A 25,033-nucleotide genomic window follows, 5' to 3' on the forward strand; every position below is an offset into this window, starting at 1 on the left:
TGCCGAGTGGATGAATTGCGTCTGGTCGCGGGTTCTACCGCGGCTGCAGGACGGTTAGCCCATACCGACAAGAAAGCGCTGGGCGTTGACCACGCGACGGTGCGTATTGCTATACGAAAGCTATACGAAGTCGACTATTTGCGGCTTGATTGCCGAGCTCATTCAAGGAGAAGTCATGGTTCAGTTCAGTACGACCCAAAGTAGTGCGGCCATACCGTCCTACAGCGACGATGCCGATATGGATTCAGGAAGGAATCCTGAGCATCCATTGGGATACAGCGACCGGCTCTATAACGATGACCTTGCACCGCTCAAACATCAGACGTGGAGTGCGTACAACATCTTTGCGTTCTGGATGTCCGACGTGCATAGCGTGGGCGGTTATGTGTTCGCCGGGAGCTTGTTTGCGTTGGGGCTGACGAGCTGGCAGGTGCTGATTTCATTGCTCGTCGGAATCGGTATTGTGAACGTGCTGTGCAACCTCATAGCGAAGCCGAGCCAGCAGGCGGGCGTTCCGTACCCTGTGGCCTGCCGCGTGACCTTTGGCGTGCTGGGGGCGAATCTTCCGGCTGTGATTCGTGGCTTGATAGCAGTGGCTTGGTATGGAATCCAGACTTTCCTGGCGTCGAGCGCTTTGGTGATCGTGGTGCTGAAATTCGTGCCCCAATGGATGCCTTACGCCGATGTCCACAAATACGGTTTTGCCGGATTGTCGGCAGTGGGCTGGGCCGGGTTCATGCTGTTGTGGGTGTTGCAGGCCGTGGTGTTCTGGCGCGGGATGGAGATGATCAAGAAGTTCATCGACCTCGCGGGTCCGGCGGTTTACGTGGTGATGTTCATTTTGGCGGGTTACATGGTGTGGCGTGCGGGCTGGCGCAACATTGGCTTGAACCTGGGCGGGGTGAAGTACCACGGTCTGCAAGTAGTGCCGGTCATGATCACGGCCATATCGCTGGTGGTCTCGTACTTCTCCGGTCCGATGTTGAATTTCGGCGACTTCTCGCGCTACTGCAAGAGTTTCAGGAGCGTGAAGCGCGGCAACTTCTGGGGCTTGCCGGTCAACTTCCTGGCGTTCTCGCTGGTGACCGTCATTACGACCGCCGCGACCTTGCCGGTCTTTGGCCAGCTGATTACGGACCCTGTAGAAACGGTAGGGCGTATCGATCAACCGACGGCAGTGATCCTGGGCGCGCTGACTTTCACGATAGCGACTATTGGTATCAACATTGTGGCGAATTTCGTGTCGCCGGCTTTCGATTTCTCGAACGTCGCACCGCGATTGATCAGTTGGCGGATGGGCGGCATGATGGCCGCGGTGGCGTCGATCTTCATCACCCCGTGGAACCTCTTCAACAACCCTGCCGTGATCCACTACACGCTCGATGTGCTCGGCAGTTTCATCGGTCCGTTGTATGGCGTGCTCATCGTAGATTTCTACCTGATGAAGCGTGGCAACATCAAGGTGGAGGAGTTGTACACGACGTCGGAGACGGGGCGTTACTGGTATAGCAACGGTGTGAACTGGCGCGCGGTGGGTGCGTTACTGCCGGCGGCGGCCATAGCGGTGGCTTGCGTGATGCTGCCGTCCCTTGAAGGCGCAGGCAACTTTTCGTGGTTCATAGGAGCGGGCCTGGGCGCGCTGTTCTACCGGATACTCGCCGACAAGAAATCAGTGTCGAATTTTGCGTAAGGGTAAGAGCGCGGCAACAGGCGAGCCATTGCATTCGAGATTCTCGGGGTGCGATGGCGACTGCAAGCAACAATGCAAGCATGATTTTATGGAAATACTACGTAATCCAAATCAAATGATGCTTGCAGGAACTAAAGGACGAACGAAATGCGAATCAAGCTGATCAACCCGAACACAACGGAACGCATGACGCTGGCGATGGATCGTTGTGCGCGGGAAGTAGCGTCAAAAGGAACAGAGATAATCTCCGTAAGCGCTTCGATGGGACCGCCTTCCATTGAGGGTTATTACGACGAAGCGCTCGCGTCGCTTGCCTTATTGCAGGAGATTGAAAAGGGCGAGAAAGAGGGGATGGACGGTTATGTCATAGCCTGCTTCGGCGACCCCGCGTTATATGCAGCCAGAGAATTGTCCAGAGGCCCGGTCATCGGCATAGCGGAGGCGGCGATGCATGCAGCAAGCGTTATAGCGCCGAGTTTCAGCGTAGTGACAACCTTGAAGCGCACCTGCACGATGTCCTGGCACCTTGCAGAGCGCTACGGCATGAAGCGTTTTTGCAAGAACGTCCGTGCAACCGACGTAGCGGTACTGGACCTGGATATTCCCGGGTCCAGAGCGCGCTCGATCATCATAGAAGAGTGCCGAAAAGCCTTGGTGGAAGACGGCGCGGAGGCGATCGTCCTGGGCTGCGCGGGCATGGCCGAGTTTTGCCACGAGATTGAAGATGCAATTGGCGCTCCGGTCATAGAGGGCGTGACGACCGCGTTGAAGTGGGCGGAAGCGTTGATCGCGCTAAAGCTGCGAACGTCGAAACGCGGCGACTATGCACGTCCGCTAGCGAAGCAATATGACGGCGCGCTAGCGCCTTATAGCCCAGGCAAACCCTAATAAAACGCCTGGACCATACCTCTCGCCTGACCTGCAATATCTGCGTATGAATATGGGCGCGACGATGTGTTTTCGCTAAACTGATCCATCGTCGCGCCGGTCTCCATCGGTGTGCGGCTCCACCGACTTCCACGCACTCATCCAGCCATGTCGAATGAATCGAAGTACCCACGCGACCTGATCGGCTACGGCCGGTACCCCGTGCAGCCGAATTGGCCCGGAGACGCACGCATTGCCGTGCAATTCGTGCTGAATTACGAGGAAGGCGGAGAAAACTGCGTACTTCATGGCGACTCTGCGTCGGAACAGTTCTTGTCGGAGATCGTGGGCGCGGCGGCGTATCCATCTCGCCACATGAGCATGGAATCCATCTACGAATACGGCTCGCGCGCCGGCGTCTGGCGCGTCCTTCGCGAGTTCGAAAAAAGGGATTTGCCGCTCACCGTGTTCGGCGTGGGCATGGCGATCGAGCGTCATCCGGATCTCGGTCGCGCGTTCGTCGAATTGGGGCACGAGATTGCGTGTCATGGTTATCGATGGATCCACTATCAGGACATGTCGCCGGAGAAGGAAGCAGAGCATATGCGGCTCGGCATGGAGGCCGTTGAGCGCGTGACGGGTGTGCGTCCGCTTGGCTGGTACACAGGGCGCGACAGTCCCAACACGCACCGGCTGGTAGCGGAGCATGGCGGTTTTCTGTACGACTCGGATTATTACGGCGACGACCTGCCATTCTGGATGGACGTGGAGGTCAGTGGTGGCGCCAAGGTGCCGCAACTGATAGTGCCCTATACGCTGGACACTAACGACATGCGGTTTGCCACGCCGCAAGGTTTCAACACGGCGGAGCAGTTTTTCACGTATTTGCGCGACGCGTTCGATGTGCTCTACGAAGAGGGCAGCGAAGCGCCGAAAATGCTGTCCATTGGGATGCATTGCCGGTTGCTGGGCCGACCGGGGCGCTTCCGTGCGCTGCAGCGTTTTCTGGATCACATCGAGCAATATGATCGTGTGTGGGTGACGCGGCGGGTCGATATTGCGCGGCATTGGCGCGAACATCATCCGTATGAAGGCACGGCGGGAGTGACGAAGCCATGAGTATCGTAAGGATCACTTTGGACCAACTCAATGCGCTGCCTGCCGGCGCGTTTGTCAGCGCGCTTTCCGGTATTTTCGAACACTCTCCGTGGGTGCCGGAAGCGGCACTGGCGAAGCGGCCGTTCACTAGTATCGACCAGCTTCACGACGTCATGACGACGATTGTCGACCAGGCGGGCAACATACGGCAACTGGCTTTGATCAACGCCCACCCGGAGCTTGCCGGCAAGGCTGCGGTGCGTGGCGAACTCACGGATGAATCCACGCGAGAGCAAAGCGGCGCGGGTCTTAATCTCTGCACGCAGGAAGAGTTCGACAGATTGCAGGCGCTTAACGCTGCATACCGCGAGAAGTTTGGATTTCCCTTTATTTTGGCTGTGCGCGGGTTTGATCGTCACGGCATTATCGCGAATTTCGAGGCGCGCCTGCATCACGGCCGCGACATCGAGTTACGCGAAAGTCTCCAGCAAATTTACCGGATAGCGCGTTTCAGGCTCGACGATTTGCTTGGCGTCTGAACCCTTGAACGCAGCGCGTCACCTTCAAAACCTTTCAAGGAAACATCATGGCTGCACCCATACTCGATGCCAACGCGCCCGAATTCACGCGCCGTTATGTGAACCTCGCGGACCCGCGGTTGGGCGCTCAGGCGCTTGCAGCCAGCGATGAATTTTTTGCACCGAAAGAGCGGATGCTCAATCCGGAGCCGGCCGTGTTTATCGTGGGTAAATACGACGATAACGGTAAGTGGATGGACGGCTGGGAAACGCGTCGCAAGCGGGTGAGCGGATACGACTGGTGCGTGGTGAAGCTGGCGCGTCCGGGTGTGATCAAGGGTATTGATATTGATACGAGCCACTTCACGGGCAACTTTCCGCCAGCCGCATCTATAGAAGGCGCGCACGTGGTTGACGGCACGCCAACGCAGGCGACGCAATGGACGGAAGTGGTGCCGTCCATGACATTGCAAGGGAACACGCATCATTACGTGGAGATTGCCAGCGAGCTGCCTTTCACGCATCTGCGCGTGAACATTTACCCGGATGGCGGGATTGCCCGGTTGCGTGTGTATGGGCAGCCGCAGCTTGACTGGAGCAACGCTAGCCGCACCGAGCTATTCGATCTCGCCGCAATGGAAAACGGCGCGTACGTTGTTGGTGCGAACAACCAGCATTTCGGGCCGGCTTCGACCTTGCTGATGCCGGGACGCGGCGCAAATATGGGCGATGGCTGGGAGACGCGTCGTCGTCGTGAGCCGGGCAACGACTGGTGCATCGTGGCGCTTGCTCAGCCGGGCGTGATCAAGAAGATCGAAGTGGATACGGCGCATTTCAAGGGTAACTATCCTGACCGGTGTTCGCTGCAGGCGGCTTATGTGAAGGGTGGAACGGACAGTTCGCTTGTCACGCAGGCGATGTTCTGGCCGGTGCTACTTGGCGAGCAGAAGTTGCAGATGGACAAGCAGCATGTGTTCGAGTCGGAGTTGGCTGCGCTGGGCCCGGTTACGCATGTGCGGTTCAATATTTATCCGGACGGCGGAGTATCGCGGTTGCGGTTGTTCAGCACGCTTGTTTGATGCGAGCTTGCATGGGGTGTGTTTTGCAATGAAAAAACTGGTGATTGAACCGTTGACCCGGGCGGCGTTTGAGCCGTTCGGCGATGTCATTGAGCTTGAGGGTGCGAAGCAGATCCCGATTAATCTAGGGACGACGATTCGTTTCCATGATCTTGCGCGGATTGATGTGGAAGACGAGGACGGGCGGCCGCTTGTGAATCTGTTTCGCGGGCAGCCGCGGGTATTGCCGTTTGAGGTTTCGATGCTCGAGCGGCATCCGCTGGGGAGTCAGGCGTTTTTGCCGCTTAACGATCGGGCGTATCTTGTTGTTGTCGCACCGGCGGGGGAGCTTGATGAAGCGGCTATTCGTGGGTTCGTTACTCGCGGATGGCAAGGGGTGAATTATGCCAAGGGCGTCTGGCATCATCCGTTGATTGCCCTTGGCGAAGTGAGCGATTTTATTGTTGTGGATCGCGGGGGGGAGGGGAATAACCTCAACGAGATTCAGCTTGATGAGTCGGTTTGGTTAATGGACTGATACTTCGTACGCACTTGATCCGGGAGTACAAGAATTTGGGCGGCGGAAGGTTGAGGTCGCGGTGGTTCGAGATGCTGTTCTAGGAGCCCTTGCGCGTATGCACTTTGCTTGTTTTTGAACGTAATTTGGTGGATTGCTTCGCGTTTTTACCTAACGTCAGTCTCCAGATAGCCTTTAACGTTTCGGTGAGCCCGTCACGGGCCTTGTCGTAAGCCGATGGTTTCAGTAGGTCCTCTCATCGAAACTGCGTGGATCGTTCGAATCTCGGCGTGCCCTCTCGAGCGATATCGGACAGAGTTCAGTCTAGATGTATGAATGGCGCTATGCCAGCGATGAAGCTGGACACTGCCGAGGCGCCGGCCCGACCTGCCCATCGGAAATGCCCCTCTCCGGCAGTCGATAGTTTTAATAGGTCGTCCGACCACATTAATCCCTCGTCCGCAGTTTTGATCCGACGGCCGATCTTTTTCCGCCGCGCGCTATATCCCAACGTATTGAGGTGCATGTCCACCACGGCTGCGGTCAAGCCGATTGCGAACGCGATGCTGGGAAAAGTGCCAATCCGAGCCCATCTACTACTCGCGTACAGCGTAGCTGAACCCGCCAGCCCGGCCGCATTGACGAACGCTAAGTGCTTCACTGTCTCAATGGACCAAAGGCTCTAAGCGGCTTGCGTTTCCTTGTACCACTCGACGATCATGCCCCGCGAGTCTCGACGATGGTCTTTCGTTGGATCGGTCATTAGTTTGCTTGATAGGAACAATTCGTTCTTTTACGTATACCCGATATCGCACAAATGAAGATGCCCAATGAGCTCGAACGAGGCGGCCATAATTTCGTTCATGGCGCCTGCGTCGGTGTTAAGACCCGTGTGGAGTGTTTCAGCGCCTCGCGGAAATAGGTGAGATCGCACCACCGATCGAGCCTTGGGCTGGCAATCGAAGATCAATAAAAACCGATCCGCAACGTGAGTAGGACTCAGCCAGGGGGCCTAAGTACGCAACTAGTCGATTAGAAGCGCGGCTGGTCGGTGCGGTGGATTGCACTAATGTCGATTGGCACGCGGAAATTCGGTCGCTAAGGGTCGCCATGAAAGGCTTATAGGCTTAAATGAGGCTCGCGACGTTGGGCTCTTTCTGAGATGAACCAGGTGCTAGAATTTCGCATACATATTAAGGAATACGATGAAAAAATATGTCCGGGAATTTGGCCTGATATTGGGTTTGACTTTTACCGTGCTTTTATACGGTTTTTTTGTCTATTCGTTTGATCGTATGCTTGGTACGAAAAAGGACTTCTGGGATATTTTGGGGCCTGTCGCGACGTGCACCGCCACTTTAGTTGCCCTGTTCTTTGGGGTCGGACAAGAACACCTGCGCTGGTCCGCCGTATGTGCAACGGCACGAATAGGCGCCGCGAAATTAGTTCCTCAATTGGGCGCGGTTCTTGATGCCATTGAAAAAATCGCACCGCAGCTTGAGAGCTTTGACAATGACTGGATGGAACTTCTAAACCCTGAGCAGCAATTCGCGGAGATCAAATCTACCGCCAATCTGGCGGCGCTTGATGTTCCTATGAGCGAGCTTGCTTCGCTTTCGTCCCTAAACGACGACTGCGCGGTGCGACTGGCTCGTGCCATAGCGCTACTGGAGTTAATGAATAAAAGTATTGCCGATTGGGAGCTTTCTCTTTGGTCTGCGGGTGCGACCGACGACGATCGTCGACAGCGGGTGCGAAAGTGGTCGTTATGGGTTCGCGAGGCCCGAACGCTCATTGCTTCGGCGCTTCGTACTTGCAAAAAAGTGTCCGCGGACTTGTAACTGGATTGGCGGCCACAGAGCTTAACGACTAAGCGCGGCATTGCCTGTCTCCCTTTTAGACATCACGCTGGTGGTAGTCACATCGGTAGCGTCATGGGCTGATGAGACATCTGCCCTTTGTGGGAAGTTCGAGCTTTGGTGGCACGCGGATTCAATTTCTGCATACGCAGGCTCGGCGGCTGTCACGAAATGGGCAACCACCACCCTTGCGACTGAATTGCTAGAACATAACGCGTGAAACTTAGGCGATAGCAATGCCTCCAAGCGCCGACTTCCATCGCCCAAGTTCCGCGCCCAAACCAATACTAAGTAAAGCAGAAACCTTACTTCAAAGCACCACCCTGGAACCACGCGGCAAGTTTCTGCCGCTCGCCGTCGGTCATCTGGGTGACATTGCCTAGCGGCATCGCCTTCAACACCACAGCCTGCTGATAAAGCCGTTGCGCATTCAACGAAATCGACTCGGGCGTATCCAGCAAAACTCCCGCAGGAGCAGCCCCCATCATCGTCGGATGAGCTGCATGACACGTCGCGCACCGCTGCTGCAGGATCGGCTCGATATCGGACACACGAATCGCCGGCGCACCGGCCACCGGCGCAACGGTCGGCACCCCTTTCGGCATGGTCCAGGCAAACGCGCCAAACATCAGCACTACGCCGATCACCGGCAAATACCACAACACCTGCCCGCGATGCCGCATCACAAAGAACTGTCGAATCAGCGCGCCCGCCAACATGATGATCAGCAACACAGCCCAGTTATAAGGATGCGTATAAGTCATCGCGTAGTGATTCGACAACATCACGAACACCACCGGCAAGGTGAAGTACGTGTTGTGCACTGAACGCTGCTTGCCACGCTTGCCATAAATGGCATTGGGCACTTCGCCCTTGAGCATGGCTTCGACCATTTTGCGCTGACCGGGAATGATCACGAAAAACACGTTCGCTGACATGATCGTGGCCAACGTCGCGCCCGTAATCAAATACGCAGCACGCCCCGCGAACACATGGCAAGCAAGCCACGCCGCGATGACCACATAAGCGCCCACGCAAATACCGAGCAGGCCATCGCGATTACCCAGCAACCGGCACAGGGAGTCATACACGATCCAGCCCGCCAGCAAGAATCCCAGCGCTGACGAAACCGCCACCACGGGTCCCATATCAAGCACGTTTTTATCGATGAGATAAGTGCTCGGCGAGAACAGATACAACACCATGAACAGGCCAAAACCCGACATCCACGTGGTGTACGAGGGCCACTTCGACCAGTGCAGGTCGTCGGGCATGTTCGGCGGCGCAACCGTGTACTTCTGCATGTTGTAAAAACCACCGCCATGCACGTGCCACAACTCGCCAAACACGCCGCGCTTGGTCGCCGCAGGATCTTTCGGCGGCTTCAAACTGTTGTCGAGCGCCACGAAATAAAACGACTCGCCAATCCACGCAATCGCCACCACCACATGCAGCCAGCGCAAAGCAAGATTCAGCCAGTCAACAATAAAGCCTTGCATGAAACGTCTCCACTACGAATTTTTTGTCGATTGCATCAGACCGACGCGGACAAAAGAGCGTCAGCCACACACTGAGGGTTAAACGAAAACCTCAGCTTCCGCGATACGTGCTGTACGCCCAAGGCGAGACCAGTAGCGGCACGTGATAGTGCGACGTGGCATCGGCAATACCAAAACGCAGCACCACCCGGTCCACAAAACGCGGCGCCGGGAGATCAACGCCGCTAGCCGCGAAATAGTCCCCGGCGTGAAACACGAGCTCGTATTCGCCGGTGACAAAGGCGTCGTCCTGTAGCAACGGGGCGTCGCAACGGCCATCGGAGTTGGTGTGCGTGGTGAGGAGCGCGCGCCGGGCATCGCCGGTCAGCACGAAAAGTTCGACTTTGATGCCGGCGCCGGGGCGGCCGTGCGCGGTATCGAGTACGTGGGTTGTTAGCTTGCCCATTCGCGTTGTCCTTGTAGTGTGCGAGGAGCGGCTGCGCATCGAACCGTCTGAGTTCTCGTCTGTGTTCTGACAGTCAGCGGCGGATCGAGGCTCCACAAGCGTGGCTACATACCCGTCGGCGTGAGAGGATGCGCGCCGTGTACAGCATTGTAAAAAGTTGCGGTGATCATAACGCCCGCGATAGGCAAGATAATCGCCAGCACATAACGGCTGCCTGCTTATTGCGGTTTCGTAAAGAAAACGTCAGCGTTTCAGCCCTTTTTACCGCTTTCAGGCGATGCTACGCGAGCCAAAATTCACGATCATATCGAGTCCGTGAAGACAACTATGGCAGTGTTCGCATTGTCAGGGGCTTTTTGGCTACGGACAGTAGCGTCTTGCACAGCGCCTTACACAGAGGTTTGCTGGGCATCCCGAAGACGGCGATCGACGCTGGGTAACCGGGTAACAGGCGCGGATTCAAGTGGTGCTTTTGTGCTTTTGCGCCCTCGGTAAAACAGTGAAATAGCGGAGATCGGCATGCAACAGAAACCCCGGACATTGCTGGTGAAGAACGCGCGCGTGCTCGTGACCATGGACGAGACACGACGCGAGATCGCCAACGGCGGTTTATTCATCGAAGGTAACCGGATCACGCAGGTCGGCTCGACGAGCGACTTGCCGCAACAAGCGGACGAGGTGCTGGACCTGTCAGGCCATCTGGTGATTCCCGGCCTGGTCAACACGCATCACCACATGTACCAGAGCCTCACGCGGGCCGTGCCGGCCGCGCAGAACGCGGAGTTGTTCGGCTGGCTGACCAGCCTGTACAAGATCTGGGCGAACCTGACGCCCGAGATGATTGAAGTATCGACGCTGACAGCCATGGCCGAACTGTTGCTCTCAGGCTGCACGACGTCGAGCGACCATCTCTACATTTATCCGAACGGTTCGCGCCTGGACGACAGCATCGTGTCGGCGCAACAGATCGGCATGCGTTTTCACGCGGCGCGCGGCAGCATGAGTGTCGGGCAGAAGGACGGCGGCTTGCCACCCGATTCAGTGGTCGAGAAAGAAGATGCGATCCTGAAGGACACGCAGCGCCTGATCGAAACGTATAACGATGAAGGCCGTTACGCGATGCTGCGCGTGGTCGTGGCTCCCTGCTCGCCGTTCTCGGTCAGCCGTGAGCTGATGCGCGATTCGGCGTTGCTCGCGCGGGAATACGGGGTGTCGATGCATACGCATCTGGCCGAGAACGTGAACGATGTCACGTACAGCCGCGAGAAGTTCGGCATGTCGCCGGCTGAGTATGCGGAGGATTTAGGCTGGGTCGGACCGGATGTGTGGCACGCGCATTGTGTGCAGTTGGACCGTGCGGGTATCGAGTTGTTTGGGCGCACGGGCACGGGTGTCGCGCATTGTCCGTGTTCGAACATGCGGCTGGCGTCGGGCATTGCACCCATCCGGGCGATGCGAGACGCGGGCGTGACAGTCGGAATAGGCGTGGACGGATCGGCATCGAACGACGGCGCGCAGATGGTCGGGGAAGTGCGGCAAGCATTGTTATTGCAGCGCGTGGGTTTCGGTCCGGATGCCATGAGCGCACGCGAAGCGCTCGAAATTGCGACGCTGGGCGGCGCGAAGGTGCTGGGTCGGGATGATATCGGCGCGCTCGCCCCCGGCATGGCGGCCGACTTCGTTTCCTTCGATTTAAGTCAGCATGGCTTTGCCGGCGCGTTGCACGATCCCGTCGCGGCGCTCGTGTTCTGCGCGCCGTCGCAGGTATCGACGAGTGTTATCGACGGGAAGGTGGTGGTGCGCCACGGCCAGTTGACGACGGTCGATCTTGGACCGATCGTCGAGCGTCACAACCGGCTGGCTGGCCAGTTGATCGCCATGGCCAACTAAGAGGCTAACTAAGCTTAAGGCGCTTCAATCAGCGAGCGCGTGGCATCGGCGACGAGGTGGCGCAGCCACCTCACTTCGTCGGAGTAATGGCAGCGCTCGTGCCACAGTTGGTAATACTGCATCGGCGGGAAATCGAGCGGTGCCGGCACCACGGTCAGAGGCAAGAACTTGGCGTAGTGATCGGCGAACAGACGCGTGGTGGTGAACACAAGATCCGACTTGATCAGCACGTACGGCGCGAGATTGAAGTAGGGCAGCGTGACGACCACATGGCGCTTGAGACGCTCGCGTGCCAGATGAACATCAATCGCGCCGCGCTGGCCAACGGAATAGGGCGTAGGCGCGAGGTGCGGTGCGTTGAGATATTGATCGAGCGTGAGCGCGCCCCGGCGGGCAAACGGATGATTGGAACTGACGAGACAAACGATCTTGTCGACGAAAAGATTCGAGAGATGCAGTTGTTCAGGCGGCTCGGGCCAGTTGCCCACGACGATATCGAGCTTGCCGTCCTCCAGCGCAAGTTCGTAGTCGAAGGCGGGGCCAAGCGAATGGAATTCGAGCGTGGCATTGGGCGCGGCTACACGAAAGCGCTCCACCACGGTCGGCACGAACAGCACGTTCAGATAATCTGGACAGCCAATGCGATAACACCGCACTGAAGTCGACGGTTCGAAGTTGTGCTGCTGCACCTTGATGCGTTCGATTTCGCGCAGCGCGTTTTGCGTGGGTTCGAGCAGGCGCAGGCCGTACTCGGTCGGCACCATGCCCGCTTTGCCGCGCACGAGCAGCGGATCGCCGGTGATGTCGCGCAGACGCCTGAGCGCCGCGCTGATCGCAGGTTGTGACTGATTGAGCTTGACGGCGGCGCGCGTGACGCTGCGCTCCATCAAGAGGGTGTGAAGGACGCGTAACAGGTAAGTGTCGATCGCTTCGCGTTGCTGACTCATCTTCTCTCCAATATACGGTCAGGCTGATCGACCAGGGTGCAGAACATATCGTTTTTAATATGACACATTGTTTCCGTCAAGCTGGGCATACCCGCAAGCACATTCGTTGCGAACTGTGCAACACCGTGCTGTTGCTAATTGCGCGCACTATTTTGAGTAATCGACGGCCCGCACCGTTTTGGGTATCTTTTACTCGCAGACTGCACGTTTCCGTTGCTGACATACCGGTCACCCCGGTTTTGCGCAATTTCCGCACTTTCTGAGTCCATATGGGCGACGCCATTTCCTCATCCATTCAGCCGGCCGGTGCGCTTACATCGCGCCTCGCGCTTTACGGCATCAGCAAGCAATATCCCGCCGTCAAGGCCAACGACGACGTGACGCTCATCGTCGAACCGGGTGAAATCCACGCGGTGCTCGGCGAGAACGGCGCGGGCAAGTCCACGCTGATGAAGATCATCTACGGCGCGGTGCGTCCAGACGAAGGCGAGATTCGCTGGGAGGGCGAACCGGTCGAGATCGGCAGTCCGGCGGCTGCGAGAAAGCTTGGCATCGGCATGGTGTTCCAGCATTTTTCGCTGTTTGAGACGCTGACGGTGGGCGAGAACATCGCGCTCGCCCTCGACGATAAATTCGATCTGAAGACGCTCAGTAAGCGGATTCGCGAGGTATCGGCGGAATATGGGCTCGATGTCGATCCGCAACGCCACGTACATAGTCTCGCGGTGGGCGAACGCCAGCGCGTGGAGATCGTGCGTTGCCTGCTGCAGAACCCGCGCCTGCTGATCATGGACGAGCCTACGTCCGTACTAACGCCGCAAGCGGTCAAGAAGCTCTTTACGGTGCTGAGAAGGCTGGCATCGGAGGGATGCAGCATTCTCTACATCAGCCACAAGCTCGACGAAATCCAGGCGCTGTGCCAGACCGCGACCGTCATGCGCGGCGGCCGCGTGACCGGGCGCGTCGATCCTCGCCAGGAAACCCATGCATCGCTAGCGCAATTGATGGTCGGTCATTCTCTACCCGACTACACACGCCGCGAACATACGCCGGGCGAGGTGAGGCTCGCGGTGAAGAACTTGTCGGTGGCGAGCGCCGATCCGTTCGGTACGTCGTTGCAGGACGTCTCGTTCGCGGTGCACGCGGGGGAAATTTTCGGCATTGCGGGGGTATCGGGGAACGGCCAGGCCGAGTTGCTGGCTGCGCTTTCAGGCGAGATCCGCGATAAACACGTGGCCCCCGATGCCATCAGCATTGTCGGTAAGCCCGCCGCGCGCTACAGCGCCGGTGGACGGCGCGTGCTCGGCTTCGCCTTCGTGCCCGAGGAACGCCTCGGGCGCGGCGCGGTGCCGGCCATGTCGCTGGCGGAAAACGCGTTGCTCACTGGATATCGCGAACACATGGTGCACGGCGGCTGGATCAACGCGAAGGCCATGCGCGCGTTTGCCGATCGCTGCATCAGCGCGTTCGATGTCCGCTGCGGCGGCAACGGTGCGCTCGCGCAAAGCTTGTCGGGCGGCAACTTGCAGAAGTTCATCGTGGGGCGCGAGATCTTGCAGGAGCCGAAGGTACTCGTAGTCGCGCAACCGACCTGGGGCGTCGATGTCGGCGCGGCAGGTTTTATCCGGCAACAGCTACTGGATCTGGCCGCACGCGGCGTGGCAATCCTCGTGATCTCGGAAGAGCTGGAAGAACTCTTCGATATCTGCGACCGCCTCGCCGTTCTCGCTCGGGGCAAGCTTTCCCCGGTGCGCGAAACCGGCCTGACTAATGCAGAAGAAATCGGCCTCTTCATGGCCGGTCTCTTCGATGGCAATCGTGCCGACCCCGTCGCCCTCGACACCACGGCCCCGACATAATGAATTTTCCTTATCGACTCGAAGCGCGGCCGACGCCGTCCCGTGCCATGCAGCTTGCCGTGCCGCTGATCGCCGCAGTGCTGACGCTGATTATCGGCTTCCTCATTTTTACGCTCGTGGGCCAGGACCCGGTGCGTGCGATGCACGGCTTTTTCATCGAACCGTTGTCAAACGTGAACGGCTGGTCTGAACTCGTGCTGAAAGCGTCGCCGCTGTGCCTGATCGCGCTGGGGCTGGCGGTGGGGTATCGGGCGAACGTGTGGAACATTGGCGCTGAAGGACAGATGCTGCTGGGCGGGATCGTGGCGGGCGGCATTGCGATTCATGTTGGCGACGCCACCGGCTGGTGGATTTTGCCGCTGATGATGATTGGCGGCGTGATAGGCGGCATGGCGTGGGCCGCGATTCCCGCGTTGCTCAAGAGCCGTTTCAACACCAACGAAATCCTGACGAGCCTGATGCTCACCTACGTCGCGACGCAGTTGCTGATTTATCTGGTGAGCGGTCCGTGGCGCGATCCGGAAGGCATGAACTTCCCGATCTCGGCGATGTTCGGCGATTCGGCGCAATACCCTCGCCTTTACGCCGATTGGGGCTGGGCATGGTTGAAGGGAACGCGGATCAACGCATCCGTATTTATGACGATGATCGCCATTCCGCTGGTGTGGCTGTTCATGCGCAAGAGCTTCGCGGGGTATCGGATGAACGTGGGTGGCCTGGCGCCGTTGGCAGCCCGCTACGCCGGCTTCTCCGATAAAAAGGCCATCTGGACCTCGTTGCTCCTGAGCGGCGGTCTGGCCGGGTTAGCCGGCATGGGTGAAGTGGCGGGACCGATTGGGCAATTGCAGGCGAGCTGGTCACCGGGATACGGCTTCACGGCGATCATCGTGGTGTTCGTCGGGCGCTTGCATCCGGTTGGCATCGTGCTCGCGAGTCTCCTGATGGCGTTGCTGTATCTCGGTGGTGAAGCAGTGCAGACGTCGCTGCAATTGCCGCAGGCGCTCGCCGGAGTCTTCCAGGGATTGCTGCTGTTCTGCTTGCTGGGCGCGGACCTGTTCGTCAACTATCGCGTACGGCGCCGGGTCGCGGCGCACGCACATTCATAGATAAAAACAATGGACATCAATCAGGCCAGTTCGCTTTCTTCAAGCGCGGTTGTAGCCGCCATTCCGCTGATGTTCGCCGGTGCAGGCGAGCTCGTCGCTGAGAAGTCGGGGGTGTTGAACCTTGGCGTGGAAGGCATGATGCTGATGGGCGCCGTCACCGGTTATGCAGTGACGGCGATCACCGGTAATCCATGGCTCGGCATTCTGGGCGCGATTGTCGCGGGCGTGCTGATGTCGCTCGTGTTCGCGTTCCTCACCATCACCATGCTCGCGAACCAGGTTGCCACGGGTTTATCGCTGACTATCTTTGGCATTGGGTTCTCGGCGTATATCGGCAAGCCTTATACGTCGGCGGCGGTGCGCGCGACTATCGACGTGCTGCCCATTCCTGGGCTTACGTCCATTCCTGTCATCGGACCGGCGTTTTTCACGCTGACACCGCTCGGTTATCTCGCGTTCATCATGTTTGGGGTGATCAGCTGGTTTTTGTATCGAACCCGCGCCGGGCTGATATTGCGCTCGGTGGGCGAGTCGCCTTCAGTTGCGCATTCCGTGGGTTTTCCGGTCGTTGGCGTGCGGTACGGCGCGACGCTTTTCGGTGGCGGCATGGCGGGTATTGCGGGCGGTTATTACTCGATCGTCTATCTGCATTTGTGGCAGGAACAGCTTACGTCGGGGCGCGGCTGGATCGCTTTGGCGCTGGTGGTGTTCGCGACGTGGCGCCCGGGGAGGTTGTTGATCGGCGCGTTGTTGTTCGGCGCGGTGATGGCGCTGCAGTTCTACGCGCAGGCCATTGGCGTACCCATCCCGACGCAGTTTCTCGCCATGCTGCCGTACATTGCGACGATCGTCGTGCTGGTACTTATTTCGCGCAATCCGAACACGATCAAGCTGAATGCACCGGCATCGCTCGGTAAGCCGTTTTTTGCAGCTAGCTGAAGGTTGGGGCGGCGTGCTTGATGTGTGGCCTCATAGCGCGCACTCGACCGCAAGACCATGCACAGGCCGTCAGGCGTTGATGCGTAGTTCGCACGGGCAAACACGGGCGCAGCCAGCACCGTTATCGATAGGGCGCGCATTCGTTGTACATGCTGACGCGCTTGAAAGGTGGACTGACATTGCGAACCACGGCCCGATTTTGGCCAACGACGTTGCATTACGTTTTTACAAACTAGGTCGAACCATCGACAGGAGAAATACGATGAAGAAAAGCTGGCTGAACACCTTGGGCGCAGCCGGAGCCGTGGGCACGATGCTCGCGCTATCCGCCACGATGGTCGCCGGTCCCGCGCGGGCAGCTGACGCGCCGGGCGTCGCGTTCGTCTACCTCGGGAACCCCGGCGATGCCGGCTGGACCTTTGCCCACGATGCCGGCACGAAAGAAGTGGAGGCCAAGTACGGTAACAAGATCAAGATCACGCGGGTGGAAGACGTGCCGGAATCGGCGGATTCGGAGCGCGTGTTCCGCGACCTGGCCGCGAAAGGTAATAAGGTTATCGTGGGGACCAGCTTTGGTTACCAGGATTTTGAATTGAAGGTGGCGCGTGATTACCCGGACATTACGTTCCTGACCGCGACGGGCTACAAGAAGGCCAAGAACTTCGGCGTCTACGATAACCGCATGTACCAGGGTGCGTATCTCGCGGGCGTTGCCGCGGGTTATGTGACCAAGACAAATACGTTAGGGTTTGTTGCATCGGTGCCCATTCCTGAGGTGATTCGCAACATCAACGCGTATACGTTGGGCGCGCGGTCGGTCAATCCGAAGATCCATACAAAGGTAATCTGGATCAATAGCTGGTTTGATCCGGGCAAGGAAAAGCAGGCGGCGGAAACGCTGATCGGGCAGGGCGCTGACGTGTTGTTGCAGAACACGGATTCGAACGCGACGCTGGCGACGGCGGCTGAGAAGAAGGTGTACGCATTCGGTTGGGATTCGAACATGCAGAAATTTGGTCCGAGCGCGCATCTGGGCTCGGTGGTGTCGCATTGGGGTGTGTATTACAACACGATGGTGCAGCAGCTTCTGGACGGCAAGGTCAAGACTGATCCGGTTTGGCTGGGGATGCCGCAAAAGGCGGTGGATCTTGAGGACATGAATACGGCGGTGGTGCCGGCCAAGGCGATGCAGGCTGTGGAGGCCAAGCGTGAACAGCTGCAGAGCGGCAAGTGGGATGTCTTCACGGGGCCGATCAAGGATCAGTCGGGTGCGGTCAAGATTGCTGCAGGGCAGAATCTGACCGATCCGGAATTGCAACGTATCAACTGGTACGTTGAAGGTGTTGACGGGTCGTTGCCGAAGTAATTCGGGCGGGGTAGTTTGCGGAGTTGCTCGGAGGAGCATGTGACTTCGCAAAACTTACCGGGGGTTTGTCATCGTTTCCGTCATAAGAAAAGGCCGCGCTTGCATGAAGTGCGGCCTTTGTTGTCTGCGTCGCGATTAATCTTAATCGTCGATTCGCAGTCCAACTTTAAGCGTGACCTGCCAGTGTGCGACCTTGCCGTCCTCGACTTGCCCGCGGGTGCCGATGACTTCGAACCAGTGCAGGTTGCGGAGGGTTTTTGAGGCTTTTTCGAGCGCCACGCGAATTGCGTCGTCGCTTGATTGGGTCGACGACCCGGTGAGTTCGATTTGCTTGTAGACGTGATTGGTCATTGTTTGCTCCTTGGGTGTCGGGCTGACGGCATTGCACGTTGATTTGCCTTCGTAGGACTGAGCAAATCATGCGCCAAGGGAGGGCCGTTCGCACTCGGTTTTTTTACGGGTATCGGGCGGGTGTTGGGTTTAGGGGTTAGCGGTTGGGGTTAATGCAGGGGTTGCTAGAGTCCAGGGTTAGCGGTCGGAGTCAGTGCCGGGTTGCTGCTTTCCGCCTTGGCGGTCTGCATGAGTTGGCTAATTTCTTTATCACTATTAGCCACTGCGCGTTTCGGCGCGTCATTTCTTTGTCCAAAGCGACAAAGAAACGAAGCAAAGAAAGCGCTTTCAAAACGCGCTACCCTAAGTGTCCACAGCGTGCAGTTTCTATTCATAGGTGCCCCAAAAGCACGGTGCTCGCCAGAGCCGCGGATGTGTGAACCCCTCCTTCTCGCGAATCCTGACACGAACACGCTTCGCCCCCAACGCTCTCGGGCAAGCACCAGTTGCCGAGGAACCGGTTCGGCCTTACGCGTATCTGGTGCTATGGCTCTTCGTGGGTTAGCTGCTTGGTCAGCACGGTTGTTTTTGTGCGGAAGACCCCACGTATCTTCGCGACTTCGTTTCTAGTCGGGTTGGTGACGAGGTTCGTTGTGCGTACCTATTTGGAGGGTCGTTTACGCGGATAGCGCGGGGTGATCCTTGGGCAGGTTCAGTCACTGGTGGCGAAGCGTGTGGGTATCTGTGTTCGGAGAAAGAGGGTTTCACACATCCGTGGCTCTGGCGAGCACCGTGCTTTTGGGGCACCTATGAATAGAAACTGCACGCTGTGGACACTTAGGGTAGCGTGGTTTGAAAGCGCTTTCTTTGCTTCGTTTCTTTGTCGCTTTGGACAAAGAAATGACGTGCCGCCACGCACAGTGGCTAATAGTGATAAAGAGAATATCCGACTCAGGCAGACCGCTAGGGCCGAAAGCAGCAACCCGGCAATGAATCCGACCACTAACCCTGGAACCTGGCAACCCGGCATTGACCCCGACCGCTAACCCTAGAATCTGACACCTCCCGGCATTAACCCCGACCGCTAACCCCAAACCCTAATACTCCAGCACCGCTCCCAAACCCCGTCCACCGGTGCGAACAACGAACAACGAACAACGAGCAACTACCGTAAGGGCCTCGACGCTGCATCCCCCGCATCCTGCCGCCGCGCGCCGCGCCTCGTCCTCGCACTCGCCGATGCGCCGAATTCGCTCAAAATCTGCGTCCGTGCCCTGCTGGCAAACACGAGAAACCCAAACCCGTTAGCCTCGTACCAATAGCCACCATTTTCGAGCCCGTCGAGCGGCTGCTCCAGCGCGTTCGTAATACATTCAATGCACCGGCGATGCAACTCATCCACGGCCGGATACGGCGGTTGCGCGCCACGAACGCTGCAAAGAAGCACATCAAGACCCGGCAGCACGTGCGCATACAAAACCGGTTCATCCTGTGCGCGGGCGCGTGCAATCTTGGTGTCGAGCTGGCCGAACGGCTTGAAATGCCTAAGCACGGCGAGGAAAGACTCGTCGCCGTCGACCTTTGCGCGTCTACGCTTTTTCGGGAAGGACATAAAAATTCGCCTGAAAAAGAATTGCAAAAAACGCAGCGTCCTCATGCGGCCACTCCCGTCTGGCGGGCCGCTCGTTTGTCTGGACACGTCGATCTTTTATAGCACATCGATGTGGTGGATTCACGGCGATTCAGTTTAGGACACCGCACACCGGTCATGCTCGACCGGCCTTGGCGGTGGCGCACGAATCATGCCGATTACCCTGCTGCGGCTCGCATGTTTCTGTCTCAATAATAGACCTACGAAACCCCGCTGCGATGAAAATTCACCAGGAAAATTCAAACGCGTGTCATGAAGGCCACCAACTCCCGGATTGCGTCTAAAAACGAAAAAGCCCGCGACGGCCGTCGCGGGCTTTTCTGGATCGACGCTTTCTTACGTCTCACATCTCACATACTCAGGTCAGACGCGCGGAGCAGTCTTCAGCGAATCGCGGATTTCGCGCAGCAACAACACGTCTTCCGGCGTTGCAACGGGCGCCGGTGCCGGATCCTCGGTCCTGCGCAGCTTGTTGATGAACTTGACCATCAGGAAAATGATGAACGCCAGGATGATGAAGTTGATCAGCACCGTAATGAACGAGCCATAACCGATCACGGCGACACCCGCCGTCTGCAAGTCTTTGTACGAGTCGGGATTGCCCTTGAAAGTCGGCGGGATGTTGCCGAGCTTGATGAACATGTTGGAAAAATCAAGTCCGCCCGTGACTAGCCCCACGACCGGCATGATCAGATCCTTGACGATCGAATTGACGATGGTCGAAAACGCGCCGCCGATAATCACACCGACCGCCAGATCCATCACGTTGCCCTTGAGGGCGAAGCTCTTGAACTCCTGAATCATGCTCATGCGATGCTTCCTCCAGTAAAGATCATAAGAATCAGCAGCAAGGGATATGCCATTCGACGACGGCTGTATTTCCAGCCGCCGTCCTTTGCTTTTCTGTTCAGGCTCTCACCGTTTTTAAACGGATAACGACAATGATAGCTAATCGGTAGCATTGGCGTCCCGGGTTTTTGACGCCATCGGCTGAACGGACAAGGTGGTTTTGCGATGGATTCTGCTTGTTCGGCCTCTACGTTCGCCTTTTCGTTCACCCTGCACTGCTACGCTTTCTCGGGTGGTGCAGCAACTACCCGGCCCTGAGCGATCGCCGCGACGAACGCAGCATGGTCGGCGACGGTCTGCGCGCCGTAGCTTTCGGCCCACCGGGCATAGGCTGCATCCAGGCGGTCCGAGTTGCCGCAATAACCGGCGATCAGCGCGGCATCACCGGTGCGCGCATGAGCGCGTGCGAGCAGCAAGCCCAGGCACCAGGCGTAGAAATCGAAGGTCGCGCCGTGCAGCCAGTCGACCGGAATCGAGCCGCGGATGTTCTTCATTTGCCGCACATAGAAGTCGCGGCCCGAAATGGTCGTCCAGCCGAGCAAGGGGTCGGAGGAGCTTTGCAGCAGGCGCTGGCCGTGCACCACGCGGCGCCCCTGGTGGCCGAACGGTTCAGCGAGCGGCGGCACGAACGGCGCGGCGGCCGGCACAATGCCTTCCTTAACCTGCATGAACAGCGGATCGGCATGAGCCCGTCCGAGCAGCAATAACAAATACGCACGCGTCCCGACACTGCCCACGCCCACTACGCGATGCGCGACATCGACCACGTCGTAGCGTTCAAGCATCGTCCGCCATTCACCCGCGATGGTCTGCAGATATCCGCGGAGCCCCTCTGTGACGTGATTCTTCTGCCCTGCGTCAAGATGCGTGAGAATCGGCGGCTCGTCGCGGAAACGCCAGCTTTTGCCGATCGGCTCGGCGACACGGGCCAGCATCGTCACGTGACTGCGTTTGGTCGCGCGCTCGACCGCCTTCGTAATGGTCGCCTGCTCGTCTGTATCGAGTGTGACCGGCGCTTCGATGTTCAACACGCTCGCGTACGAACGCATCTGCCACAGCTCGTAGGCGGGGACCTGCGCCAGCGTCGACATCGTGCTCCGATAAGCGGCGCAAGCGGAGCGCACGGCGCGCTCGCGGCCAGCGGCGTCGACGCCGTTTTCGAGCGCCGCCACATTGATGCTGGCAGTGAGCCGCTTCAGATCCCATTCCCACGGGGCGACCAGCGTTTCATCGAAGTCGTTGAGATCGAAGACCACGTCCTGCCGTGGCGTGCGGAACAGGCCGAAATTGTTCAGGTGCGCATCGCCATCGATCATCACGTGATGACCGATAGACGGAGTGTGCGCAAGATCCCAGGCCATTACGCTCGCCGCACCGCGCAGGAACGCGAACGGGGACGCAGCCATGCGCGACATGCGCAGCGGGATCAACCCCTCTTGCCGGCCGGCGTTGTTGGCGAGCACCCGCGCCACGGCCTCCGGGCGGTCGTTTTCCGGCTGCCAGGCTGCGTGCGCGTCGAAGGGGACCGAGTCTCGCAGTGAGCGGCCAAGAACGCGGCTTTCCTCAGCGCTGCCGATGGAGGTGCCGGCCAGGCTGGTTGGCAAACTCGCGGGTGCAGCGGGCTGAGTGGGCAAGACGGTTTTCCTATGGTTGATTGATAGGGTAAAGCGGGAGCGATTTCACGAACGCTCGGGGCCAGATGGGTAAGGCGCGTGGTGAGATGCGGTGAGATGTACTGACCCGCAGGAGCACGATGCACGCCAGCAGCGATTTCGTACAGTCTCTAAGTTCCGCCAGCACGGGCAGGCAGTTCTTCACCGGCAGGAAGAGCGAAGCCGCCGCATCAGGCCAATAACGCACCCATAGCAGCATTCCGAACCCGTCCGAAAAGGAAGCTCCGCGATGGGCACGAAACCTGCTGTTTCTTCTGCCCGTGGGTTGCGGATGACGTTGCACGTGCCAAGAATCGGCCGTCCATCCCGCTCAACGACTTACTACTATTGACCCACCAATCCGCTAGCGGCTCGACTGATTGAAGCATCATCACATACTGATTGATTGAAGCATCCAACACCTGGACACACGCATACATGGCACACGATATCCGCATTGCCGAAGGCTCGCCGTTTCCTCTGGGCGCGACCTGGGATGGCGAGGGCGTCAATTTCGCCTTGTTCACCGCGCACGCCACGAAAGTCGAACTATGCCTCTTCGATGACACCGGCAAGAACGAACTCGAACGCATCGAATTGCCTGAATACACCGATGAAGTTTTCCACGTCTATCTATTCGGTCTGAAGCCGGGTGTGGTCTACGGGTACCGCGTGCATGGTCCGTATGAGCCGGAGAACGGGCATCGCTTCAATCCGAACAAGCTGTTGCTCGACCCTTACGCGAAGGCGCACGTGGGCGAGCTGACGTGGGACCCAGCGGTGTTCGGTTACACGCTGGATGCGGATGGCGACGACCTCACGTTCGACGAGCGCGACAGCGCGCCGTTCGTGCAAAAGTGCCAGGTGGTCGACCAGAGCTTTTCGTGGGTCCACCCAACGCGCGTTCGCGTGCCTTGGGAACAGACCATCTTCTACGAAACCCACGTGCGTGGTTATACGAAACGTCACCCGGCCGTACCTGAACATGCGCGTGGCACGTTCGAGGGATTGGGCACGAAGGAAGTGATTGAGCACATCAAGAGTTTGGGGGTGACATCGGTTGAATTGCTGCCTATTCAAGCGTTCGTGGACGACAGTCACCTCACCGAAAAAGGTCTCACCAACTACTGGGGCTACAACACAATCGGCTTCTTCGCCGCCGATCCGCGTTTCTTTGCGCAAGGCCCGGGGGCGGTCGCGGAACTCAAGCAAATGATTGACCGCTTCCACGAAGCCGGCCTCGAGGTCATTCTCGATGTGGTCTACAACCACACCGCCGAAGGCAACGAGCGAGGGCCGACGTTGTCGTTCAAGGGTATCGACAACGCTTCGTATTATCGGCTGCCCGAAGACAAGCGTTATTACATCAACGATACCGGCACGGGCAACACGCTCAACCTGTCGCATCCGCGCGTGCTGCAGATGGTCACCGACAGCCTGCGCTACTGGGTCACCGAGATGAACGTGGACGGTTTCCGTTTCGATCTGGCGACTATCCTCGGCCGCGAGACCTACGGTTTCGACGAAGGCGGCGGGTTCCTCGACAGTTGCCGCCAGGACCCGATTCTCTCCAGCGTGAAGCTGATCGCCGAGCCTTGGGATTGCGGCCCCGGCGGATATCAGGTCGGTGGTTTTCCGCCGGGCTGGGCGGAATGGAACGACAAATATCGCGATACCGTGCGCGAGTTCTGGAAGGGCGAAGAGGGCGTGGCGGCAGAGTTGGCCACGCGTATTACCGGTTCCGGCGATAAATTCAACCATCGCGGCCGGCGTCCCTGGGCGAGCGTGAATTTCATCACCGCGCACGATGGTTTCACGCTGAACGACCTCGTCTCATACAACGAGAAGCACAATGAGGCGAACGGCGAGGACAACAACGACGGCAGCTCGGACAACCGCTCGTGGAATTGCGGCGCGGAAGGCCCGACCGACGACCCTGAAATCCGTGCCCTGCGTGAGCGCCAGAAACGCAACATGCTGGCCACGCTGCTGTTCTCTCAAGGCACGCCAATGATCTTGGCCGGCGACGAATTCGGCCGCACCCAACAAGGCAACAACAACGCGTATTGCCAGGACGACGACATCAGTTGGGTCAACTGGGATATCGACGACGACGGCCGCGCGCTGAACGACTTCGTGCGCAAGCTCACGACCTTGCGGCACACGTTGCCGGTATTGCGTCGCGGACGTTTCCTGACGGGTGAGTATCATGAAGACCTGCAACTCTCCGACGTGAAATGGCTGAGCCCCTCAGGCGAGGAGCTGACGCCGGAACAATGGGACGACCCGTCGATGCGCTGCTTCGGCCTCGTGATCGACGGCCGCGCTCAAGCAACGGGCATTCGCCGCCCGGCGTCCGATGCCACGCTGCTGCTCGTGATCAACGCGCATCACGATGTGGTCGACCTGACGTTGCCCGAGATTCCCGGAAGCGACCAGTGGAGTTGCCTGATCGACACCAATGCGCCAATTCGCGAAGAGCTGGAGGACTTCGATTCGGGCGCGATCTATCAGGTAACCGGGCGATCGCTATTGCTGTTCGCGCTTCATGCGCGCGGCGCGACCAAGCGGATTTTCAAGCGCCTGGAAGAAGCACTCACCGATGAGGTGGAGCCGGAGGGTGGTAACGCGGAGTAAGGGAGCGTTATCTACGGCATTGGTTTGTAACGGCTATCATGCGGGTCATGAACCTTGACCCGCTGTTTTGCTTACATTGCCGCCCACCGTTTTTATTCGCGTCGCTGCGTATCGTGCACTGCACCCAGTCGACATGATCTTCGAGGCACTCCTGCGTGTCGCGAACTGGGATCAACTCGAGCGAATTTGGGAATTTGTAGTGGGATTCTTCAAATTCCTGTGGGCGTTGCTGCGCTTTCTCGGTGGCGGATAAAGG

Annotated in this window: 21 protein-coding genes; 13 read left to right on the forward strand and 8 right to left on the reverse strand. The window is 58.4% G+C overall.

Annotated features, from left to right (window positions below; translation table 11 throughout):
- Nucleotides 1-175 precede the first annotated feature (175 nt).
- The 7 genes from SBC1_RS06790 (at nt 176) to SBC1_RS06820 (ending at nt 7,589) form a co-directional block, all read left to right on the forward strand.
- The gene (locus tag SBC1_RS06790) at nt 176-1,690 is read left to right on the forward strand and encodes an NCS1 family nucleobase:cation symporter-1 (protein ID WP_165089223.1); all 1,515 of its coding nucleotides are present in this window, start codon (nt 176-178) and stop codon (nt 1,688-1,690) included.
- Nucleotides 1,691-1,837: 147 nt separating this feature from the next.
- On the forward strand, nt 1,838-2,578 hold the full coding sequence (locus tag SBC1_RS06795; protein ID WP_165089228.1) for an aspartate/glutamate racemase family protein: 741 nt from the start codon (nt 1,838-1,840) through the stop codon (nt 2,576-2,578).
- Between the two features lie 147 nt (nt 2,579-2,725).
- The gene (gene puuE / locus SBC1_RS06800) at nt 2,726-3,676 is read left to right on the forward strand and encodes an allantoinase PuuE (RefSeq protein WP_165089247.1); all 951 of its coding nucleotides are present in this window, start codon (nt 2,726-2,728) and stop codon (nt 3,674-3,676) included.
- Nucleotides 3,673-4,194 (forward strand): 2-oxo-4-hydroxy-4-carboxy-5-ureidoimidazoline decarboxylase, encoded by a 522-nt coding sequence (uraD, locus tag SBC1_RS06805; RefSeq protein WP_165089251.1) that lies wholly within the window; start codon nt 3,673-3,675, stop codon nt 4,192-4,194. The genes puuE and uraD overlap by 4 nt, the downstream gene beginning before the upstream one ends.
- 47 nt (nt 4,195-4,241) lie before the next feature.
- Complete coding sequence (gene alc / locus SBC1_RS06810; RefSeq protein WP_165089255.1) at nt 4,242-5,252, forward strand: allantoicase; 1,011 nt, start codon at nt 4,242-4,244, stop codon at nt 5,250-5,252.
- A gap of 28 nt (nt 5,253-5,280) precedes the next feature.
- Nucleotides 5,281-5,769: an ureidoglycolate lyase gene (locus tag SBC1_RS06815; RefSeq protein ID WP_165089261.1), complete on the forward strand. Its 489-nt coding sequence runs from the start codon at nt 5,281-5,283 to the stop codon at nt 5,767-5,769.
- 1,184 nt (nt 5,770-6,953) lie between these two features.
- Complete coding sequence (locus SBC1_RS06820; protein WP_165089264.1) at nt 6,954-7,589, forward strand: hypothetical protein; 636 nt, start codon at nt 6,954-6,956, stop codon at nt 7,587-7,589.
- A gap of 323 nt (nt 7,590-7,912) precedes the next feature.
- Here the strand turns inward: SBC1_RS06820 and SBC1_RS06825 are convergent, their stop codons facing one another.
- Nucleotides 7,913-9,106 carry a urate hydroxylase PuuD gene (locus tag SBC1_RS06825; protein ID WP_165089267.1) on the reverse strand — a complete coding sequence of 398 codons (1,194 nt, stop codon included), beginning with the start codon at nt 9,104-9,106 and terminating at the stop codon, nt 7,913-7,915.
- A gap of 91 nt (nt 9,107-9,197) precedes the next feature.
- A complete protein-coding gene (uraH, locus tag SBC1_RS06830) occupies nt 9,198-9,551 on the reverse strand; it encodes a hydroxyisourate hydrolase (RefSeq protein WP_165089271.1) in 354 nt (117 codons plus the stop codon).
- A gap of 519 nt (nt 9,552-10,070) precedes the next feature.
- On the opposite strand from uraH, the gene SBC1_RS06835 reads away from it, so the two are divergent.
- Nucleotides 10,071-11,441, forward strand: coding sequence for an 8-oxoguanine deaminase (locus SBC1_RS06835; RefSeq protein ID WP_165089274.1), 1,371 nt, complete (start codon nt 10,071-10,073; stop codon nt 11,439-11,441).
- A gap of 14 nt (nt 11,442-11,455) precedes the next feature.
- Here the strand turns inward: SBC1_RS06835 and SBC1_RS06840 are convergent, their stop codons facing one another.
- Nucleotides 11,456-12,388 carry a LysR substrate-binding domain-containing protein gene (locus tag SBC1_RS06840; protein ID WP_165089277.1) on the reverse strand — a complete coding sequence of 311 codons (933 nt, stop codon included), beginning with the start codon at nt 12,386-12,388 and terminating at the stop codon, nt 11,456-11,458.
- A gap of 269 nt (nt 12,389-12,657) precedes the next feature.
- Between SBC1_RS06840 and SBC1_RS06845 the strand changes: the two genes are divergently transcribed.
- The 4 genes from SBC1_RS06845 to SBC1_RS06860 all read left to right on the forward strand — a co-directional run bounded on the left by SBC1_RS06845 (nt 12,658) and on the right by SBC1_RS06860 (nt 17,658).
- Nucleotides 12,658-14,247 carry an ABC transporter ATP-binding protein gene (locus SBC1_RS06845; RefSeq protein ID WP_165089280.1) on the forward strand — a complete coding sequence of 530 codons (1,590 nt, stop codon included), beginning with the start codon at nt 12,658-12,660 and terminating at the stop codon, nt 14,245-14,247.
- On the forward strand, nt 14,247-15,353 hold the full coding sequence (locus SBC1_RS06850; RefSeq protein ID WP_165089284.1) for an ABC transporter permease: 1,107 nt from the start codon (nt 14,247-14,249) through the stop codon (nt 15,351-15,353). The genes SBC1_RS06845 and SBC1_RS06850 overlap by 1 nt, the downstream gene beginning before the upstream one ends.
- Before the next feature lie 9 nt (nt 15,354-15,362).
- Nucleotides 15,363-16,292, forward strand: coding sequence for an ABC transporter permease (locus SBC1_RS06855; protein WP_165089289.1), 930 nt, complete (start codon nt 15,363-15,365; stop codon nt 16,290-16,292).
- Nucleotides 16,293-16,554: 262 nt separating this feature from the next.
- Nucleotides 16,555-17,658 carry a BMP family ABC transporter substrate-binding protein gene (locus SBC1_RS06860; RefSeq protein ID WP_165089294.1) on the forward strand — a complete coding sequence of 368 codons (1,104 nt, stop codon included), beginning with the start codon at nt 16,555-16,557 and terminating at the stop codon, nt 17,656-17,658.
- Nucleotides 17,659-17,799: 141 nt separating this feature from the next.
- On the opposite strand, the gene SBC1_RS06865 is transcribed toward SBC1_RS06860, so the two are convergent.
- The 5 genes from SBC1_RS06865 to SBC1_RS06885 all read right to left on the reverse strand — a co-directional run bounded on the left by SBC1_RS06865 (nt 17,800) and on the right by SBC1_RS06885 (nt 22,122).
- The gene (locus SBC1_RS06865) at nt 17,800-18,009 is read right to left on the reverse strand and encodes a dodecin (protein ID WP_097262386.1); all 210 of its coding nucleotides are present in this window, start codon (nt 18,007-18,009) and stop codon (nt 17,800-17,802) included.
- A gap of 1,144 nt (nt 18,010-19,153) precedes the next feature.
- The gene (locus SBC1_RS06870) at nt 19,154-19,645 is read right to left on the reverse strand and encodes a hypothetical protein (RefSeq protein ID WP_165089298.1); all 492 of its coding nucleotides are present in this window, start codon (nt 19,643-19,645) and stop codon (nt 19,154-19,156) included.
- Nucleotides 19,646-20,002: 357 nt separating this feature from the next.
- Complete coding sequence (gene mscL, locus SBC1_RS06875; protein WP_165089302.1) at nt 20,003-20,449, reverse strand: large conductance mechanosensitive channel protein MscL; 447 nt, start codon at nt 20,447-20,449, stop codon at nt 20,003-20,005.
- Nucleotides 20,446-20,697 (reverse strand): hypothetical protein, encoded by a 252-nt coding sequence (locus SBC1_RS06880; RefSeq protein WP_165089305.1) that lies wholly within the window; start codon nt 20,695-20,697, stop codon nt 20,446-20,448. The genes mscL and SBC1_RS06880 overlap by 4 nt, the downstream gene beginning before the upstream one ends.
- A gap of 9 nt (nt 20,698-20,706) precedes the next feature.
- Complete coding sequence (locus SBC1_RS06885) at nt 20,707-22,122, reverse strand: DUF2252 domain-containing protein (RefSeq protein ID WP_241202041.1); 1,416 nt, start codon at nt 22,120-22,122, stop codon at nt 20,707-20,709.
- Between the two features lie 456 nt (nt 22,123-22,578).
- Between SBC1_RS06885 and glgX the strand changes: the two genes are divergently transcribed.
- A complete protein-coding gene (gene glgX, locus SBC1_RS06890; RefSeq protein ID WP_165089309.1) occupies nt 22,579-24,777 on the forward strand; it encodes a glycogen debranching protein GlgX in 2,199 nt (732 codons plus the stop codon).
- Nucleotides 24,778-25,033 lie beyond the last annotated feature (256 nt).

It is taken from the genome of Caballeronia sp. SBC1 (assembly GCF_011493005.1).
In the GTDB taxonomy this organism is placed as follows: Bacteria; Pseudomonadota; Gammaproteobacteria; order Burkholderiales; family Burkholderiaceae; genus Caballeronia.